This is a genomic window from Allochromatium palmeri (genome assembly GCF_009720725.1).
Taxonomy (GTDB): domain Bacteria; phylum Pseudomonadota; class Gammaproteobacteria; order Chromatiales; family Chromatiaceae; genus Thermochromatium; species Thermochromatium palmeri.
This window is the reverse complement of the sequence record NZ_WNKT01000015.1, coordinates 44,925-59,777: the sequence shown is the minus strand read 5'-3', so window position 1 is coordinate 59,777 and position 14,853 is coordinate 44,925. Positions and strand designations below refer to the sequence as shown.

Here is a 14,853-nt window from a genome sequence, read left to right as displayed (position 1 = left end):
TCAAGCCGTCGTTTCGAGTTCATCCGGCGGCTGTGGCCAGACACTCAAAACAGCCTGCACCAGCGTCGCGAGCGGGATGGCGAAGAAGACGCCCCAAAAGCCCCAGAGTCCGCCAAAGATCAGGATCGCGACGATGATGGCCACCGGATGGAGGTTGACGACTTCCGAGAAGATCAGCGGGACCAGCACATTGCCATCAAGCGCCTGAATGATGGCATAGGCCAGCGCCAGCCAGGCGAATTGCGGCGACCAGCCCCATTGGAACCAGGCCACCAGCAGCACCGGCACGGTGACGACCGCCGCGCCGATATAAGGAATGATGACCGAGAGTCCGACCAGCAGCGACAGCAGCATCGCGTACTTCAGCCCGAAGGCGTAGAAGGTGACGAAACTGGAGGCCCAGACGATCAGGATCTCCCAGGCCTTGCCGCGGATGTAATTGGAAATCTGACGATCCACGTCGTGCCAGACGTGTCCGGCGATGCTGTGATGCTTGGGCAGGTATTGCCTGAACCAGCCGAGAATGAGGTCTTTGTCCTTCATAAAGAAAAACACCAGGATCGGCATCAGGATCAGATAGACCAGAATGGTGATGATCCCGGCGACATTGGCCAGCGACCAGGACAGAACCTGCTGGCCGAACGAGACCGCCTCGGCGCGCATGAACGCGATCGACTCTTCGACCTGCGCCAGGGTGAGCAGCTCTGGATAGTGCTTGGGCAGATCCGTCAGGAAGCGCGTGCCCTCCAAGACCATGTTTGGCAACTGCTGCACCAGATCGGTGATCTGACGCGAGAGCAGAGGCATGACACCGACCAGGACCATGGCCACGAACGCGATAAAGAGCAGATAGACCAGCAGCACGCTCGGCAAGCGCGGCCAGCCGCGCCGCTGGAGCGCGCTGACCGCGCCTTCCAGCAGATAGGCGATGACAATGCTGGCGAGCACGGGCGTGAGCATATCGCCCAGAAAGAGCACGACCATGAAGACGGTCAGCAGCAGCAGACCGAGAAAGACGAGCTGAGGGTTGGAGAGGTTGCGCTTGAACCAGCGCGCGACGATGTTCATGGCAAATCTCTTCAGTCTTGTGCCGCGAGTCTGGCCCGGTAGTCTTGATAGTGACGGGCAAAGAGTGCCTCAAGCTCATCGATGACGTCGCTGGCGGCACGTCCCTGGAGAACATGGGCCGACATCAGGTCCGATGTCTCATGCAGCAAGGCATCGCGTTCGAGCATGTCATAGCGTTGAGAGAGGCGCTTGATGGCACCAACCACGCTTTCGCTCTCGGGTCTCGGGACCGGATTCGGCTGGCGTATGACGGTAGGTTCGGCCGGGTGTTGTCCGCCGGCACGTTCGGTCAGAAATTCGGCGAACGCCAACAGTGTGTCGCGCTCGGCGGGTCCAAGTGCGCGCAGACATTTGATCAGGCGCCGCTCATCAGCCGGAGCGATACGTGGGTGCATCCTGGGCTCCTAAATAGAACGGCCTTATATCATAGTCGACCGCCGTGTCGGTAGCCGCGCCAGATCTTATGGTGACGCAGATATCCTTGAAGTCGGGATGGATTTGCCGATGGTCATCGCCTAGAGTGTATCGACCATAAGATCACAGCGAGGACAACGACGCCCATGTTCACCCCCACTATCACACGCTCCATGGCCTTGTGTCTGGCTGTGAGCGTCTGCGGCACCCAAGCGGTTCAAGCCTCCGGTTTCATGCTGCCGGAATCCTCGACCGCCGGCATCGGTCTGTCCAATGCCCTGGTTGCCAATCCCGATGAACGCGGCGCCTTTGCCTACAATCCGGCCGCCATGGGCTTTCATGCGACCTCCAGCCTGGCGGTCGGCACCTACTTCATTGGTCCCAATTTCAGCGTCGACACCGCCAGCGGTCACCACGACAGTCAGGGTGCGGACTGGATGGCATTACCCATGATCCAGGGTGCCTTCAGCCTCGACGAACGCTGGCGCCTCGGGCTTGGGGTCAGCGTCCCCTTTGGACTGGAGACGCGCTGGTCGGACGGCACCTTTCCGGCGGTCAGTGGCACGCGCAGCATCGGTGCCTACAGCATTCCGCTCGGTCACCCCCTGACCAGTAAACTCGAAATCATCGACGTCAGCCCGACCGTCGCCTATCGGCTCAATGACGCCCTGAGTCTATCGGCTGGAATCGATGTCTATTGGGCTAGACAGGCCAAGCTGGATTCGACGCTCGGCACTCTCACCGGCGATGGCTACGGATTCGGGTTCAACCTCGGCGCACTCTATCGTCAGGGGCCCTGGAGTCTCGGTGCCGCCTTCCGCTCCTCGGCGACACTGGAATTGGAGGGGGATTTCGTGCCCAAGAGTTCGGTGCTCGTCAGCCTCGGGCGGCTGGCGCGTGCGCAAACGGGCGAACTGGATCTGGCGCTGCCCTGGCGTCTGCAACTCGGTGCGCGCTATGCCTTCGATGAGCGACTGGCCGTCGAGTTCGACATCAGTCGTAGCGGCTGGAGCGCCTTCAACGACATCAAGGTCACGAGCAAGGCGACGGGCGCGCTGATCTTCGTCGACCAAAACGATTGGAACGACGCCAATGCCTACCGGCTCGGCGCGACCTACCAATGGAATGATCAGACCCAACTGCGCTTCGGATACACCTACGACGAGACCGGCCAGGACGACGATCATTTCAGTGCCCGGGTTCCGGACAATGACCGCCATCTCTTCAGTCTGGGTCTGGCCCAGTCGCTCGGCAACGGACTGTCGCTGGAAGCCGCCTATATGTATGTGCGGGCCGTGGAACGCGACTATCGCGGTGCCAGCCCCTATACCGGCGGTGATCTCAATGGCTCGACCGCGCTTGCCGGAGACTACAGCATGGACGCGCATTTGATCGGGCTGGAGATCGTCAAGGTCTTTTGATCGATCGCGGCTCGGAGCACTCGCGCGGCCCACCTTAATGCCGAGACAGGGCGCCGATGAACGGCCTGAGGTGTTTGCCGGCGCCCTGTTCTCGGCCTCAGGCACAAACAGATCGCTCCGGCGAGGCGATTTGCGATTATAATCCGACGCTTTTCAGATCGAACGCCCACCCCCGCCGACCTTCGGCCCAGATCCGGGCCTGTCCTCACCACCGAGGACCAGCGCCTGTTCCGCCTGACTGAGAGACCCTCGTTACATGATCGAATACAACCGCGATGCCCATGACATCTATCGTCAGTCGTTCGCCATCATCCGCGCCGAGGCGGATCTGAGCCGGATTCCAGCCGATCTGGAGGCACTGGCGGTGCGCGTGATCCATGCCTGTGGCATGCCGGAGGTCGCTGCTGATCTGGAGTTCTCGCCAGGCGCCGGTGCGGCGGGAGGCGCGGCGCTGGAGTCGGGCGCGGCCATCCTTTGCGACAGCCGCATGGTGGCCGAGGGCATCACGCGCGCGCGGATGCCGGCTGACAATCCCATCGTCTGCACCCTGCACGATCCGAGCGTTCCGGCACTGGCGCGCGAACTCGGTAACACCCGCACGGCCGCCGCGCTCGAACTCTGGCGTCCGCATCTGGCCGGCTCGATCGTGGTGGTCGGCAATGCGCCGACGGCCCTGTTCCGGTTGCTGGAGCTGCTCGACGAGGGCGCGCCCAAACCCGCGCTCATTCTGGGCTTTCCGGTCGGCTTCGTCGGCGCAGTCGAGTCCAAGGACGCACTGGCCGCCGACAGTCGCGGTGTACCCTTCGTGACCCTGCGCGGCCGGCGTGGCGGCAGCGCCATGGCGGCGGCGGCGGTCAACGCGCTCGGTCGCGAGCATTCCTGATCGACATGGGCAAGGGACGTCTTTATGGTCTGGGCGTGGGTCCAGGCGATCCTGAACTCATCACGCTCAAATCACTGCGCTATCTGCGCGCAGCGCCCGTGGTGGCCTACTATACGGCGCGCGACAAGCCGGGTAATGCGCTGACTACGGTGCTACCGCATCTGCGCCCCGAGCAGATCCGGGTGCCGCTGATCTATCCGGTCACCGGACGGAAGCCAGAGCCGCCCTATGATTACGAGGGCGCGATGCGCGACTTCTATGATGCTTCGGCGGCGCAGCTGGCCGAGCATCTGGACGCCGGGCGTGATGTGGCCGTGGTCAGCGAGGGCGACCCGCTGTTCTACGGCTCCTTCATGTATCTGCACGACCGGCTGGCCGAGCGTTACGAAACTGAAGTGGTACCAGGCGTGTGCTCGGTGCTGGCAAGTGCGGCCGTGCTGGGCACGCCGCTGGTCTATCGCGATCAGCGCTTCCAGGTGATCGCCGCGACCCTGCCCGAGGAGACCCTGATCGAACGGCTCGACGGGGTTGAAGCGGCGGCCATCATGAAGCTCGGCAGCAATTTCGAGAAGATCCGGCGCGTGCTCACCCGGCTCGGACTCCTGGAGCGGGCGCGCTATGTCGAGCGTGCGACCATGGCAGGCGAGCAGGTGCGCGCGATCGCGGAGATCGACCCCGAGAGCGTGCCCTATTTCTCGATGATCCTGATCCCCGGCGAGCGTTGGCCGGGGTCCAGTGCCAATGCGCCCATGGCCGCGCCCCAGCCGTCTGCCCCGACGCCCAAACCGGGCCGACTGGCGGTGATCGGTCTGGGGCCGGGATCAGCTGAACTCATGGCCCCGGCGGTGCGCGCCGAACTCGATCGCGCGCAGGACATCGTGGGTTACACCACCTATGTTGAGATGGCCGGTCCCTTCCGGCCGGATCAGCGTCTGCTCGACTCCGACAACCGCCAGGAGCTGGACCGCGCGCGGCTGGCCTTCGAGCTGGCGGCTCAGGGACGGCATGTCGTGGTGGTTTCTTCGGGCGATCCGGGGGTCTTTGCGATGGCGGCGGCGGTGTTCGAGGTGCTCGAACACTCGCAAGATCCAGCCTGGCACGCGGTGGAGCTGACAATCCTGCCCGGTATCTCGGCGGCACAGGCGGCGGCCGCACGGGCCGGCGCGCCGCTCGGACACGATTTCTGCGTCATCTCGCTGTCGGATAATCTCAAGCCCTGGTCGATCATCGCACACCGGCTGCGGCAGGCCGCGCTGGCCGATCTGGTCATCGCGCTCTACAACCCGCGCTCCAGGGCGCGTCCGGATCAGTTCGCCGAGGCACTGACGGTGCTGCGCGAGATCCGCACTCCCGAGACGCCGATCGTGCTCGGTCGCGATATCGGGCGTCCGGATGAGTCACTGACCGTCACCACGCTCGGCGAGATCCAGCCCGAGCAGGTCGACATGCGTACCGTCGTCATCGTTGGTTCGTCGCTGACGCGGCGTCTGGCGCGTCAGGACGGCGCGGAGTGGGTCTATACACCGCGTTGGTATGCTGACGACTGAAGCGCGTCGAGCCAGGCCAGCGTCGCCGCGACGGTGGCCGTCGTTGCGACCTCGGCAGGGCGTACTGGACGCTGGAGCATGACGACGCGAATCCCACGCTCGCGCGCGGCGACCAACTTGGCCGATGTGGCCTCGCCGCCGCTGTTCTTGCAGACGAGGGTGTCGATGGCCCAGGTGTCGAGCAGGGCGCGCTCGTCATCGAGCACAAAGGGGCCGCGTGAGTAGAGCCATTCGACGTGACGGAAGGGCGGCTCAGGGTCAGGCGGCGTGACGAGCCGGATCAGAAACCAGAGGCCATCGATTCCAGCGAACGGCGCCAATTCCTGACGCCCGACCGCCAGCAGTACGCGCCGCGCGCCGCCTTGGCGCAGTGCCTCGGCCGCCGCCTCCCAGGTCGCGACAGACGCCCAGCGATCACCCGGCTCGGGCATCCAGGCCGGGCGCTCGAGTCTCAGCAGCGGCACGCCCGCCAACTGACAGGCTTCAGCCGCGTTCCAGCCCATTTGCGCCGCGAATGGATGGGTCACGTCGATCACGGCCCGAATCGCGCGCGCATCCAGATAGCGCGCCAGCCCCGCGACTCCGCCGAAGCCACCGATGCGCGTCTCGCCCGCCGGCCGCCGTGGATTGGCCGTGCGTCCGGCGAGCGAGTTGATGACGTGCCAGTCCTCATGCCCGGCCAGGCGCTCGGCCAGTTCATAGGCTTCGGTGGTGCCGCCGAGGATCAGCAGGTTGGCCGGCATCGGTTGCAAGACGCGGCTTAAGGCAGACTGATCCGGGTCATGACGCCATCCTTGAGGCGCCAGTGCTTGATGCCGGCGGCCATGTGCAGCAGCACTACCAGACCAAGCGCCAGACCGCCGAGTCCATGATAGAAGAACAGGGCCTCACCCAACTCCGGATTCGCGGTGATCGGGCTTGGGAGGCTCAGCGTAAAGAACTCGAGCGGATAGCCTGAAATGGCTGTCGCCACCGCGCCACCGATTGGCACGCCGATCGACAGCAGATAGAGCAGCAACAGCGTCACCCCGCTGACGGCACGCTCGACGCCGCTCAGCGGTGGATCATAGGGCGGGGTGGTGCCACGCACACGCAGCACGAGGCGCAGAATAGTCAACAGCAGCACCAGTACGCCGATGCTCTTGTGATAGGTGAACAGCTCGCCGGCGGTCTCCTTGCCGACCAGGTTCGACAGCCCCTCGTAGCCGAGGGTCGCGAAGGTCAGGCCCCCGAAGAGCAGTCCGAGCACGAGCACGGCCAGCAGCCAGTGCAGCAGGCGCTGGGTGAATGTATAGCGGTTTGTAGTCACGGTCGTCTCCTTGCGAGTTGACGGGCTGGGTTGCACCTAGGCTCGATCGCTTCGGCGGCCGAACATGGCCGCGCGGGCGCATTTTAAACTGCGGCCGTAGCGAACACTAATGATGACTCGCATTGACCGGGTGTAACTGGCGCTCGATGTCCGCGAGTGGTTGTGGACGCCCGTAGAGATAGCCCTGAACCTGCCGGCAGCCATGCCGGCGCAGGAACTCGGCCTGTTCCTCGGTTTCAACGCCCTCGGCGATGGTGATGAGCCCCAGAGCCGTACCGAGCGCGATGGTCGCCTTGACGATCTCGGCATCGCCGGCGTCGTGGGTGACATCCTGGATGAACTCGCGGTCGATCTTGATCTTGTCGGTGCGGAACTTGCGCAGATACTGCATCGACGAAAATCCGGTCCCGAAGTCGTCGATGGCAAAATGGATGCCCAGCTCGGACAGACGCACGATATCGGCCTGAGTCTTGGCGTCGGCGGCAATCAGCACCGTCTCGGTGAACTCCAGTTCCAGACGCTCAGGAGGCGCCCCGGTGCGCTCCAGAACGACGAGGATGTTGTCACCGAAGTCCGGGTCGCCGACCTGCTGGGCGCACAGATTGACCGCGATGCGCCCGAACTCCAGCTTCCGCTCGCTCCAGTCGCGAATCTGGCGGCAGACCGCGTTCAGCACCCAGTCCGAGAGTGGACGGATCAGCCCGCGTTTCTCGGCCACCGGCAGGAAGGCGCCCGGCTGGAGCACGCCCTCGCGCGGATGGCGCCAGCGCACCAGCGCCTCCATGCCGACCAACTGGCCCGAGTGCAGATCGAACTGGGGCTGGTACTCCAGGAACAGCTCATCGTGCTGGATCGCCTGGGTCAGTTCGCGGGTGATCTCCATCTCGCGCCGCAACTGCTGGGTCATGGCATCCTCGAAGAAGGCATGGGTGCCGCGTCCGGCCTCCTTGGCCTTGTAGAGCGCGACATCGGCGCGGGTGATGAGTTCATCGACGTCGTGACAGGCCTGATCGGCGATCAGGATGCCGATGCTGGTGTTGATGCTGATCCGGTTGTCCCCGATCAGGAACTCCGCCTCAAAGGACTCAATGATCTTGCTGGCCAAAACCGCCGCGTCGCTGATCTCGTCGATCCGACCCTGCAACAGTGCGAACTCGTCGCCGCCAAAGCGCGCCAGGATGTCGGTGCCGCGCGTGATCGCGTTCAGCCGCTCGACCACGGCGCGCAGCAGGTCGTCGCCGACCGGATGTCCGAGCGTATCGTTGACGTCTTTGAAATGATCCAGATCCAGCATGTGCAGGGCGAAACGCTGCCCATCGCGATGCAGCACCGCCAGTGCCTGACCCAGTTCTTCCTTGAACAGCAGGCGGTTGGGCAGTCCGGTCAGGGCATCGTGGAACGCCAGATGCTGGATCTCGGCCTCGGCACGCTGACGGGCGCTGATGTCGTGGAAGGTGACTACAGCCCCTTCGATCTGCTGATCGCGCCGCACGGGTGTGGCCCAGTACTCGGCGGGAAAACAACTGCCATCGCGGCGCCAGAGCACCTCGTTGGTGGAGTGACAGTCCTCACCATTTTCGAGCGCCACCAGAATCGAACAGGAGTCCGGCAGCAAGGGCGCGCCATCGGCCCGCGAATGATGGATCAGTGGATGAATGGGCTGGCCGATCAGGGCCTCGGGTTCGAAGCCAAGCATGTGCGCGGCTGCCGGGTTGATGAAGGTCACGCACCCGGCGAGATCCAGGCCGAAGAGGCCCTCGGTGGTCGATTCAAGCAGCAACCGCGCCCGGTCCTCGGCCTGACGGGTCGCTTTCTCGGCGCGATCGTGTTCGATGATGATGGCCGCCAGTTCCGCGGCCGACTCGATCATATCCAGGTCGGCGCGTGTCGGCTCCATGACGCGCGTGGCATAGATGGCGAAGGTGCCCAGTACCTGCGGCGTATGGCCGATGATGGGTTGTGACCAGCAGGCGCGCAGGGGTGTCTGGAGCATCAGATCGCGGAAGGCGACCCAGTCGGGGTGCGACAGCACGTCGTTGACCACGACCCGCTGGCCGGTAACGGCGGCCGTGCCGCAGGAGCCGACGCCCAGGCCGACCTTGGCCCCCTCGACCGCACGCGTATAGAACTCGGGCAACCGAAGTGTGGCCGCCGTGCTCAGCGTCTGGCTGGCGGGATCGAGCAGATGGATCGAGCAGATGGCATGCGGGGCGATTTCCTCGATATAGGCGACGATGGCCTCCAGCATGTCGCGCAGTGGCTGTCCGCGCGCCAGCATCTCCAGAACGCGATTGCGTCCCTTCAACAGCAGGCGTGCGCGCCGGTACTCAGTGACATCCTTGGCGATGCTGACGAAGCCGATCACCTGCCCGGATTCATCGCGCTTGTAGTTCCAGGCCACCTCGACATCGATGATGCGTCCATCGGCGGTCAGGTTGCGATTGTGATAGAGACGCGGTGTCGGTTGCTCGATGACGAACGTGCGCAGGGTGTTCAAGAGTGTGGCGCGGTCTTCTTCCGGCAGCAGCAGGGCGACGTTGCGGCCGATCAGTTCATCGGGCTCCAGTCCCAACAAGCGCGAGGCCGCTGGGTTTGCGTACTGGATGCGTCCGGCGACATCGATCTCCTGGATATAATACTGGCTGACCTCGACGAGGGTGCGAAAGCGCTTCTCGCTTTCGCGCAGCGACTGTTCGGCGTGTCGGCGACGCTCGACCATGGTGGCGGCGGTCTGCGCGATGGTCTGGATTTCGCTGAACCTCATCTGGGCGGGTTCGATGTCGGTCCCGGCGTCGATGGCCTGTTCCAGATACTGGGCACAGGCGTCGGTATCGCGCTGGGCGTCGAGCGCGATCCGACGCGCCAGCCGGGCCGCGACGAACAGGATGATGACGAATAAGCCGCCGGTCGTACTCAGTTGCCACCACAGACGCGTATAGGCTGCGTCATACACGTCCTGGATCGAGGATTCGATCTCGTCGATGAAAAGGCCGCTGCCGACATACCAACCCCATTCCTCGATCGGCTCGACATAGCTGAGTTTGGGCGCCGAGCGCTGATCCGGGAACTTGGGCATGACATAGTCGACGAAGCCACCGCCCAAGCGCGCCTGCTCGATGAGGGCGCGCACGACTGGTTTGCCGTTGACGTCGGTCAGCTCCAGGACGTTCTGACCCTTGGACGGCCCGGCGAGCGACACGCCATCGAACTGACCGACGAAGATATAGGAACCGTCGTTGAAACGCAGTTCATCGAGCCAGGCCAGAATGTCGTCCTGGATCTTGGCGCGCACGGTCGCCGGATCGGCGTTCGCGCCGGCCGCGCGCATCGCCCGTTCATAGCGATCGCGCGCATCGGTGATCGCCACGCGCACGCGTGACTTCAGTCGCTCATGATGTCGTTCCAGATCGCGCGCGCGCATCGCCGCTGTCTCACGCTTGAGCTCGAAGTACTCGAATACGACAACCACCGTCAGGCACATGACGATGGTCGCCAGGAGCACGATCAGCATCTGGCGCGAAACGGTGGTGATGAGCGACGGGGCTGACATCTTGAGTCTGGTCTCAGTCGATGGAGACAGGATCCAGCGACTCGCACCTGAGGGCAATGGCACGATAACCGGCATGAACGAACTTACTGTAAGGCAGCAGCATAAAGAAGGCGAGCACGGTTCCGAGATGGACGACGAGCAAGGACGCCATCGCCGGTGTCGCGCGCCAGAGGAGCAGGGCCAGACCACTGCCGGCCACTGCCAGCAGCAACCCGAGAAACGCCTGATCGAGCCGGCGCGACTCGGACGCAATCGGTTCGGGAGCGGTTCGCCATTCGAGCCAGCCGAGCCCCAGTGACGCAATCATCAGGGCGATTCCGCCGAGCGTGCCGAGCAGGACCGGCGGGCTCAGAAGCGGGTAGGGCGCTTGCAGTCCCAGTCCGTGATGATAGAAGGTTGCGGCTAGAGTCGCCGCGAAGCTCAGTCCCAGGCCGCCGAGCAGGGTTTGATGCAGCCAGCGTCTCCAGGGCGAGAAGCGCGCATCGAGATCATTGCACCCCACACCGCCGCCGCGCAGATTGCGCAGGTTCAGGATGTCGGCAAGCGTTGTTCGCCACGCGCACCAGCGTCGTCGCGCCTCGCCGGTCGTTGCGCGCCGGGGGCGGGTCAGGCCCCAGTAACGACGCCAGCCCAGACCGATTGCCAGCGCCGACCAGCCAAGCGGCAGCACACCGAGTCCGACCATCAGCGTCCAGGGCAGCACGCGATAGAAGGCGCCGGCCGTCGCACCCGTCTCGATCGCCAGTCCGCCACCGGCCGGCGCGAACGCGAGCACTAGCGCGAACAGGAGCAGAATCGCGCCGAGCGTGACCCCAATGACGGTCGCCACCGGATGGTTCAGAAGCGGTGCAAAGGTCTGGGGCCAGACATGATCGAGATAACTCTGATGACGCATCCGCGCCAGCGTGCGCGGGACATTGACCGCGAAGACGTGCGGCGGTGCGTACTGGCAGGCCTGAAAGCAGTTGCGGCAGGCATGACAGAGATTGGCCAGATGAGCCAGATCCGCGTCGGTCAGCGCCGAGCGACGGCGCGCGGCTTCGAACAGATCGCAGAAGCCGTTGCAATAGCCGCAGGCATCGCAGATCCCGAGCACGCGCCGGGCTTCGGCGCGGATGTCACTGGCGGACATGGCCCGCGGCCTCCTCGCCGGCCAGACGGCCGAACACCAGCCCGATACTCAGCGCCAGTCCCGAGACATAGCCGCGCGCCATCAGATTGGGGGCCATGATCATGCCGGCGGCGAACAGATTCTCGACTACGCCACCCGTGCTCAAGCGCACCCGCGCGTGCGCATCCACCGCCAGACCCTGATAGGTGAAGGTGATCCCCGGACGCATCGGATAGGCCGCGAAGGGCGGCTCGGTCAGTGGACGGGCGTGGCGGGTCTTGGGCGGGTTGACGCCGAGCGTGTGCCAGTCGTCGTGTTCATCGCTCGGGGCACGGACGGCGGCATTGTAGTCGTCAACCGTGGTCTGTAACGCGGCGGGGTCGAGCCCCAGCGCGCTGGCCAGCCCATCCAGACTGTCGGCACAGAGCGGCGGATAGAGGGCCGGGGGCGCGGCCCGCTGGCCGCGTGCGTCCAGGATCAGATAGCCGGTCTGATCCGGCCAGCGTGCCAGACGCTGGCCCCAGAGCGCATAACGGGTCGAGGCCGTGTCGCCGCCCTCGTCGTGCCGGCGCTGTCCCTGCGTATCGACCACAAGGCCCTCGGGCATACAGCGCACACGGGTGACGATGCCGCCATCATCGGCTGGTGAGCGTGCATCGACCGCGACCAGATAGGCGGCTTTGGGATCGCCGACCGGCTCCACACCCTGACGCAACAGGGATTCGAGCAGCGCCCCGCTGGCGAAGGGCGTGCCGCGATTGATGAAGCCGTCCGCCGCCGCGCCCCAGTGCCGGCGCAGCCAGTCACGATTGGCCTGAGCACCGCCGCAGCAGGCGATGGCAGCACGCGGCGCCAGAGGGTCTGGGGCGCGGATTTCGGTCAGCCGCCCCCCGACGATCACGGGATCGCGGATCTCGCACGCGTAGCGGATCTCCACCCCCAGCCGCTCAGCGAGGTCATAGAGCCGGTTGAGCAGGGTTTTGCCGCCGCCGAGCAGAAAGGCCGTCCGGCGCGATTCGGGCAGCACGCCGCTGGCGATCGGTTGCAGGGGCACACCGGCGGCGCTGAGCCAGTCGGTCAACTCAGTCGAGCGTTCGACCAGCAGACGCCCCAGAACCGGATCGGCCGTGCCCTCGGTTGCGCGCGTCAGTTCAGCCCAGAACTCATCGGGCGGATAGACGCCGTGTGTGAAGGGTGTAGGCGCGTGATGACTGAGGCGCAGATTGCGCGAATGCCGGGTATTGCCGCCGCGCAGTGCCGGCGGTGCCTGTTCGGCCAAGAGCACCGAACAGCCGGCACGCCGCGCCGTAATGGCCGCGCACAAGGCCGCCGCGCCGCCGCCGATCACCAGGACGTCTGGATCGGGTCGCGGCGCGGGCGATGGCGTGCCCCGGTGATCCGGGCGCGGAACAGCGAAGATGTTTGACAAGGCTTGGCTTGGGTTAGAAGAATAGTCGGCTTTATCGTCGTCACCATACGCGGGGATCATCGCGCCATGCAAGAGACTTCATCGTCCCGGCGGCCGGGCAAGGTTTGGTTCGTCGGAGCCGGTCCGGGCGCGCCGGATCTGATCACCGTGCGCGGCAGCTGGCTGCTGGCCGAGGCCGGGGCCATCCTCTACACCGGCTCGCTGGTGGCCGAGACTGTGCTGCAATGGGCCTCAGCTGACTGCGAGGTCGCCGACTCCAAGTCGATGGATCTCGAACAGGTAACCGCCTGGCTGCTCGATCGTGCCCAGCATCACGACACCGTGGTGCGGCTCCAGACCGGCGATCCGACGCTCTATGGCGTGCTGGCCGAGCTGGCGCGTCCGCTGGATGCCGCCGGGGTTCCGGTCGGTATCGTGCCCGGCGTGTCCTCGGCCATGGCGTCAGCCGCTGCGGCCGGTGAGTGTCTGACCCTGCCCGAGATCACCCAGACCGTGATCTTTACGCGCCTGTCCGAACGCACGCAGATGCCCGAGCGCGAGTCGCTCGTTTCGCTGGCCGCGCACGGCTGCACGCTGTGCATCTTTCTCTCGATCGAGCGCATCGAGGCCGTGGTCGAGAATCTACTCACCGCCGGCTGGACAGCCGAGGCGCCGGTGGTGGTGGTGCATAAGGCGACCTGGCCGAACGAAGAACGGGTGCTGCGCGGTACGCTCACCGACATCGCGGCGCGCTGTCGCGAGGCCCGCGTCGACCGTCAGGCATTGATCCTGGTGAGTCCGGCGCTCGGCGCGCGCGCTCAGACCGCTGTCAAGCCGTCCAAGCTCTATGACGCGGCCTTTCCGCGCCGTTTCCGTCCGGCGCGAGAGGGAGGCTGATCCAGCGGCCCCATGTGGATCGAGGACACTGAACGCTATCGCCTGACCCGCCAGGGACGCTATCTGTCGGCGGTCTTCAAGCGCCCGCATCGCGTGCTCAGCACCTGCCGTCTCAACGGCGGACTGCGCGAGGATCTGACGCATATCGCCAACCATCAGAGCTGCGAGGGCGTGGCCCATGTGGTGCGCGAGGCGTCCAGTACCGGTCATGGGCTGGAGGACTATCATCGTGCCGCCTGCGCGGCGGGCCGCTTGCCGCCCGAGTCGACTGCGCTCATGGCGACAGCGGCCAATATGCAGTGTGCAGTGCTGGCGCGGGCCGAGTATGAGGATCTGGCTGTCTCGGTGGTGGCGACCGCCGGGGTGCTCGGCAACGCGACCCGCGCCGGCGATCCGGCCGGCTGGCATGAGCATCGCGACGGCAGCCGAGCCGTTGAGCCGGGCAGGGCGGCGACTGAAGGCCCACCGGGCCAGTCGGCCTGCATCCAGCCCGCGCCGCCCGAAGCGGGTGCCGGCACCATCGTCACCCTGGTCTTCATCAACCAGCCCTGCACCCCGGCCTGTCTGGTGCGCGCCGCCACGCTCGTCACCGAGGGCAAGAGTGCGGCGGTGCTGGATCTGCGGATGCCGAGTCTGCAATCGGCGCGGCTGGCCACAGGCACGGGCACGGATCAACTGGCCATCGCCGCCCCGCTGAGGCGCGCTGACACCGACTGGGAGCGTCACTGGGCCGGTAGTCACAACAGCCTCGGCGAGCTGGTCGGACGCGCAACCCATGAGGCCGTGACCCGCTGTCTGCTGCTGCAAAACGGCGTCTGCGCCGAACTGCGCCGCACGCTCTGTGCCGCACTCGGACGTCATGGCTGCGACGAGACGACACTGCGCGAACTGGCGCACGCTGAACTCGACGCGCCGGACGCGAACTGCTTCGAGCGCAATCTGCTGGCGCTCATCCATGATCCACTGAGCGCGGCGGCGGCCTATGGTCTGGCCGAGATCCTGGATCTGGTCGAGGTCGGCGTGCTGCATGCTGAGGTGGCACGCGAGTCGATCCTCAATCAAGCGGCGCTGCTGGCTGCGGCCGTGGCGGTCAAACCGGATGCATTTGCTTCCTTCCGCGATATGCTTCAGCCGCAGGCGGAGCTGGCGCCGGGACGGCTGGCGGCCCTGGCGGTGGTCCGGGGTTTCGAACGTAAATGGCACGCCTCCTTGGCGTCCTGAAAACCGAATCTTTGCTGTCACAGA

At 65.3% G+C, this 14,853-nt stretch carries 12 protein-coding genes and 1 pseudogene; 6 read left to right on the top strand and 7 right to left on the bottom strand.

The window, feature by feature from the left end; genetic code table 11:
• A complete protein-coding gene (locus GJ668_RS08980; protein WP_155449818.1) occupies window positions 1–1,068 on the bottom strand; it encodes an AI-2E family transporter in 1,068 nt (355 codons plus the stop codon).
• A gap of 11 nt (window positions 1,069–1,079) precedes the next feature.
• A complete protein-coding gene (locus GJ668_RS08975; protein ID WP_155449817.1) occupies window positions 1,080–1,463 on the bottom strand; it encodes a hypothetical protein in 384 nt (127 codons plus the stop codon).
• Window positions 1,464–1,628: 165 nt separating this feature from the next.
• Here GJ668_RS08975 and GJ668_RS08970 point away from each other — a divergent pair, with 165 nt between their 5' ends.
• The 4 genes and pseudogenes from GJ668_RS08970 (at window position 1,629) to cobJ (ending at window position 5,333) form a co-directional block, all read left to right on the top strand.
• On the top strand, window positions 1,629–2,903 hold the full coding sequence (locus GJ668_RS08970; RefSeq protein WP_155449816.1) for an OmpP1/FadL family transporter: 1,275 nt from the start codon (window positions 1,629–1,631) through the stop codon (window positions 2,901–2,903).
• A 256-nt stretch (window positions 2,904–3,159) separates the two neighbouring features.
• Entirely contained in the window at window positions 3,160–3,786 is a 627-nt protein-coding gene (locus tag GJ668_RS08965) for a precorrin-8X methylmutase (RefSeq protein ID WP_155449815.1), read from the top strand.
• 5 nt (window positions 3,787–3,791) lie between these two features.
• Window positions 3,792–4,505, top strand: a pseudogene (locus GJ668_RS20560) (precorrin-2 C(20)-methyltransferase); the annotation flags it as partial.
• 30 nt (window positions 4,506–4,535) lie between these two features.
• Window positions 4,536–5,333 (top strand): precorrin-3B C(17)-methyltransferase, encoded by a 798-nt coding sequence (cobJ, locus tag GJ668_RS20555; RefSeq protein WP_281350200.1) that lies wholly within the window; start codon window positions 4,536–4,538, stop codon window positions 5,331–5,333.
• Here cobJ and GJ668_RS08955 read toward each other — a convergent pair.
• The 5 genes from GJ668_RS08955 to tcuA all read right to left on the bottom strand — a co-directional run bounded on the left by GJ668_RS08955 (window position 5,303) and on the right by tcuA (window position 12,732).
• Window positions 5,303–6,076, bottom strand: a complete 774-nt coding sequence (locus GJ668_RS08955; RefSeq protein ID WP_155449833.1) for a cobalt-precorrin-6A reductase — start codon at window positions 6,074–6,076, stop codon at window positions 5,303–5,305. The two genes, cobJ and GJ668_RS08955, sit on opposite strands and share 31 nt — an antisense overlap.
• Before the next feature lie 17 nt (window positions 6,077–6,093).
• Window positions 6,094–6,642: a cytochrome b/b6 domain-containing protein gene (locus tag GJ668_RS08950; RefSeq protein WP_186342992.1), complete on the bottom strand. Its 549-nt coding sequence runs from the start codon at window positions 6,640–6,642 to the stop codon at window positions 6,094–6,096.
• A 106-nt stretch (window positions 6,643–6,748) separates the two neighbouring features.
• Window positions 6,749–10,192, bottom strand: coding sequence for an EAL domain-containing protein (locus GJ668_RS08945; protein WP_155449813.1), 3,444 nt, complete (start codon window positions 10,190–10,192; stop codon window positions 6,749–6,751).
• A 13-nt stretch (window positions 10,193–10,205) separates the two neighbouring features.
• Window positions 10,206–11,324 (bottom strand): tricarballylate utilization 4Fe-4S protein TcuB, encoded by a 1,119-nt coding sequence (gene tcuB / locus GJ668_RS08940; protein ID WP_155449812.1) that lies wholly within the window; start codon window positions 11,322–11,324, stop codon window positions 10,206–10,208.
• Window positions 11,311–12,732 (bottom strand): FAD-dependent tricarballylate dehydrogenase TcuA, encoded by a 1,422-nt coding sequence (gene tcuA / locus GJ668_RS08935; RefSeq protein ID WP_246194746.1) that lies wholly within the window; start codon window positions 12,730–12,732, stop codon window positions 11,311–11,313. Before tcuA ends, tcuB begins: the two co-directional genes overlap by 14 nt.
• A 66-nt stretch (window positions 12,733–12,798) precedes the next feature.
• Between tcuA and cobM the strand changes: the two genes are divergently transcribed.
• Window positions 12,799–13,608 carry a precorrin-4 C(11)-methyltransferase gene (cobM, locus tag GJ668_RS08930; protein ID WP_155449810.1) on the top strand — a complete coding sequence of 270 codons (810 nt, stop codon included), beginning with the start codon at window positions 12,799–12,801 and terminating at the stop codon, window positions 13,606–13,608.
• Window positions 13,609–13,620: 12 nt separating this feature from the next.
• Window positions 13,621–14,829, top strand: coding sequence for an adenosylcobinamide amidohydrolase (locus tag GJ668_RS08925; RefSeq protein ID WP_155449809.1), 1,209 nt, complete (start codon window positions 13,621–13,623; stop codon window positions 14,827–14,829).
• Window positions 14,830–14,853: the final 24 nt, after the last annotated feature.

Coding starts and splice junctions, on each gene's coding strand:
- GJ668_RS08980 (WP_155449818.1), bottom strand. CDS start 1,068: ATGAACATCGTCGCGCGCTGGTTCAAGCGCAACCTCTCCAACCCTCAG.
- GJ668_RS08975 (WP_155449817.1), bottom strand. CDS start 1,463: ATGCACCCACGTATCGCTCCGGCTGATGAGCGGCGCCTGATCAAATGT.
- GJ668_RS08970 (WP_155449816.1), top strand. CDS start 1,629: ATGTTCACCCCCACTATCACACGCTCCATGGCCTTGTGTCTGGCTGTG.
- GJ668_RS08965 (WP_155449815.1), top strand. CDS start 3,160: ATGATCGAATACAACCGCGATGCCCATGACATCTATCGTCAGTCGTTC.
- cobJ (WP_281350200.1), top strand. CDS start 4,536: ATGGCCGCGCCCCAGCCGTCTGCCCCGACGCCCAAACCGGGCCGACTG.
- GJ668_RS08955 (WP_155449833.1), bottom strand. CDS start 6,076: ATGCCGGCCAACCTGCTGATCCTCGGCGGCACCACCGAAGCCTATGAA.
- GJ668_RS08945 (WP_155449813.1), bottom strand. CDS start 10,192: ATGTCAGCCCCGTCGCTCATCACCACCGTTTCGCGCCAGATGCTGATC.
- tcuB (WP_155449812.1), bottom strand. CDS start 11,324: ATGTCCGCCAGTGACATCCGCGCCGAAGCCCGGCGCGTGCTCGGGATC.
- cobM (WP_155449810.1), top strand. CDS start 12,799: ATGCAAGAGACTTCATCGTCCCGGCGGCCGGGCAAGGTTTGGTTCGTC.
- GJ668_RS08925 (WP_155449809.1), top strand. CDS start 13,621: ATGTGGATCGAGGACACTGAACGCTATCGCCTGACCCGCCAGGGACGC.